We start from the raw sequence: 327 nt of genomic DNA, 5'->3' as shown, positions 1-327 counted from the left end.
GGTTATTGTATCCTGGGTAACCTATTAATGATGCCCCGGTTGGCTTTGCTAACTCTATAAGAACATCAGCAGCAGAACCTGACTCAGGCAAAACCATTATTGGATTTCCTGAATTATCCATTGCCACAATTTTATTTTTTCGTTGATCAATGCCAGGCAACGATGGAATAGCCTCTGGCGTTCTTAACGTATGGTTCAGGTTAGAGTTAGCCACACTATCGACATAATTTTTTGTAGCAGCATCCTTAGGTTGTGACGGGTCACGAAGATTGCGGATGTAATTGTCGAGAGCGTCGTAGTAATTTGCCACAAAAGATGGCTTACGCA

General features: G+C 42.5%; 1 protein-coding gene. It reads right to left on the bottom strand.

Translation table 11 applies throughout. The features are described from left to right. Positions 1-327 (bottom strand): hypothetical protein (locus ACQRBT_RS28320; protein WP_427851704.1); only part of this gene is annotated, 327 nt, incomplete at both ends.

The organism is Pseudomonas sp. R19M (genome assembly GCF_050312585.1).
Classification (GTDB): Bacteria; Pseudomonadota; Gammaproteobacteria; order Pseudomonadales; family Pseudomonadaceae; genus Aquipseudomonas; species Aquipseudomonas palleroniana.
This window is presented reverse-complemented; position numbering and strand designations above follow the sequence as displayed.